Genomic DNA, 2,727 nt, shown 5'->3' with positions numbered 1-2,727 from the left:
GCGCAACGCCTTTTGCATCGATTCGTGGATGTTGCGGCCGATCGCCATCACTTCGCCGACCGACTTCATCGCGGTCGACAGCACCGCCTCGGCGCCCTTGAACTTCTCGAAGGCGAAGCGCGGGATCTTGGTGACGACGTAGTCGATCGTCGGCTCGAACGAGGCCGGGGTGGCGCCGGTAATGTCGTTCTCGATCTCGTCGAGCGTGTAGCCGACCGCCAGCTTGGCGGCGACCTTGGCGATCGGGAAGCCAGTCGCCTTCGACGCCAGCGCCGAGGAGCGCGACACGCGCGGGTTCATCTCGATGACGACGAGGCGGCCGTCTTTCGGATTGACTGCGAACTGGACGTTGGAACCGCCTGTTTCCACGCCGATTTCACGCAGCACCGCGATGCTCGCGTTGCGCATGATCTGATATTCCTTGTCGGTCAGCGTCAGCGCCGGCGCGACGGTGATCGAATCGCCCGTATGGACGCCCATCGGGTCGATATTCTCGATCGAACAGATGATGATGGCATTGTCCGCACGGTCGCGGACCACTTCCATCTCGTACTCCTTCCAGCCGAGCAGGGATTCCTCGATCAGCACCTCGGTGGTCGGCGACGCGTCGAGCCCCTTGCGGACGATTTCGATGAACTCGTCACGATTGTAGGCGACGCCGCCGCCAGTGCCGCCGAGCGTGAAGCTCGGGCGGATGATCGCCGGGAGGCCGACCTTGTCGAGCCCCTCGAGCGCCTCTGCCTCCGAATGCGCGATCGCCGAGCGCGCGCTTTCGAGCCCGATCTTAGTCATCGCGTCCTTGAACTTGAGGCGATCCTCGGCCTTGTCGATCGCCTCGGCATCGGCGCCGATCATGACGCAGCCGAATGTCTCCAGCGTGCCGTCCTGCGCCAGCGCCAGCGCGGTATTGAGCGCGGTCTGCCCGCCCATCGTCGGCAGCACCGCGTCGGGCCGCTCCTTCTCGATGATCTTGGCGACCACCGACGGCGTGATCGGCTCGATATAGGTCGCGTCGGCCAGTTCGGGATCGGTCATGATCGTCGCCGGGTTCGAATTGACCAGGACGATGCGATAGCCCTCTTCCTTGAGCGCCTTGATCGCCTGCGTGCCCGAATAATCGAACTCGCACGCCTGGCCGATGACGATCGGCCCGGCGCCGATGACGAGGATCGAGGAAATGTCGGTGCGTTTGGGCATTATTTCTTTTTACCGAAGAGTTTGGAAGCCCAGCCGGCTGGCTTGGGCTGAGCTGGTATAGGGGCTGGCGTTGGCGGCTGGCGCGTCATGGATGCCTCCCAACCGTCGTAATCTACGCCGTAGCTGTCTGCGAGTTCGCAAAGGTGAAGCAGCGTGGAGGTCCGCCAGCCTTCGCCAATCGCTTCATATCGTTCAGCAATCACACCATCATCGTCGGCAGTGGGGCGAACCGTATATCCGAGTTCGTCCAATGCAGCGCTAAGCGCCGAAAAATTGCCGCCATAGAAGAAATGAATGACGTGACGGGTGTCGCCGAAATCTTCGCCTTGATCTTCAAACACTTTGAGCGTTGCAAGGGCCCACTCGACCTGTTTGAGATTCTCGCTCATTTCAGCCCACCGACGAACCGCTCGAACAGATACAGACTGTCCTGCGGCCCAGGGCTTGCCTCGGGATGGTATTGCACGCTGAACGCCGGCCGGTCGGTCAGTTCGAGGCCGGCATTGGAGCCGTCGAACAGCGACACGTGCGTCTCGCGGACATTGGCCGGCAGGCTGTCGCGTTCGACCGCGAAGCCGTGGTTCATGCTGGTGATCTCGACCAGACCGTCGGACAGGCGCTTGACCGGATGGTTGGCGCCGCGATGGCCCTGGAACATCTTGGTGGTCGTCGCGCCCACCGCCAGACCGATCAGCTGGTGGCCGAGACAGATGCCGAACAGCGGGATCTTGGTCTCCAGCAATTGCTGGATCACCGGCACGGCGTACTCGCCGGTCGCGGCGGGATCGCCCGGGCCGTTCGACAGGAAGATGCCGTCGGGCTTGAGCGCCATGACCTGGTCGAAGGTCGCGGTCGCCGGGACGACGCTGACCTTGGCGCCGGCCTGCACCAGATTGCGGAAGATGTTGCGCTTCGAGCCGTAATCGATCGCGACGACGTGAGGCTTATCTCCCCTCCCCCTTGCGGGAGGGGTCGGGGGAGGGCTTTTCGAGGCGAGCGCGTCGTTGGTGGACACGCCCTACCCTAGCCCCTCCCGCAAGCGGGAGGGGGATTCATTTTCATAGCCGAAGCCGAGCCGCCAGACGCCGCCTTCCCAGCCGTAATCCATCTCGGTGGTGACCGCGATGGCGAGATCCATGCCCTCGAGGCCCGGCCAGGCGCGCGCCATGTCGAGCAGCAAGGGAATGTCGAACTTGCCGTCGGCGGCATGCGCGATGACGCCATTGGGGGCGCCGCCCGCGCGGATCCGCTTGGTCAGCGCACGCGTGTCGATGCCGGCGAGACCGATCCGCGCATGGCGCTTCATCCAGTCGTCGAGCCGCTCTGCCGAGCGGAAGTTCGACGGCGCGGTCACGTCCTCGCGCACGATCATGCCGAGCGCATGGGGGTTATCCGCCTCGACATCGTCGGGATTGGCGCCGACGTTTCCGATATGCGGGAAGGTGAAGGTGATGATCTGACCGGCGAAACTGGGGTCGGTCATGATCTCCTGATAGCCGGTCATCGCGGTGTGGAAGCACACTTCGCCGA

At 63.6% G+C, this 2,727-nt stretch carries 2 protein-coding genes and 1 pseudogene; all 3 read right to left on the bottom strand.

The features are described from left to right. Positions 1-1,197: carbamoyl-phosphate synthase large subunit (carB, locus tag ACTHJR_RS18760; protein ID WP_440524946.1), on the bottom strand; the 1,197-nt coding region annotated here is incomplete at its 3' end. After that, positions 1,197-1,586 carry a hypothetical protein gene (locus ACTHJR_RS18755; protein WP_440524945.1) on the bottom strand — a complete coding sequence of 130 codons (390 nt, stop codon included), beginning with the start codon at positions 1,584-1,586 and terminating at the stop codon, positions 1,197-1,199. The genes ACTHJR_RS18755 and carB, both read right to left, overlap by 1 nt. Further along, positions 1,583-2,727: pseudogene (carA, locus tag ACTHJR_RS18750) on the bottom strand (glutamine-hydrolyzing carbamoyl-phosphate synthase small subunit); the annotation flags it as partial. The gene ACTHJR_RS18755 and the pseudogene carA, both read right to left, overlap by 4 nt.

Source organism: Sphingomonas sp. (genome assembly GCF_051962185.1).
GTDB lineage: Bacteria > Pseudomonadota > Alphaproteobacteria > Sphingomonadales > Sphingomonadaceae > Sphingomonas.
This window is presented reverse-complemented; position numbering and strand designations above follow the sequence as displayed.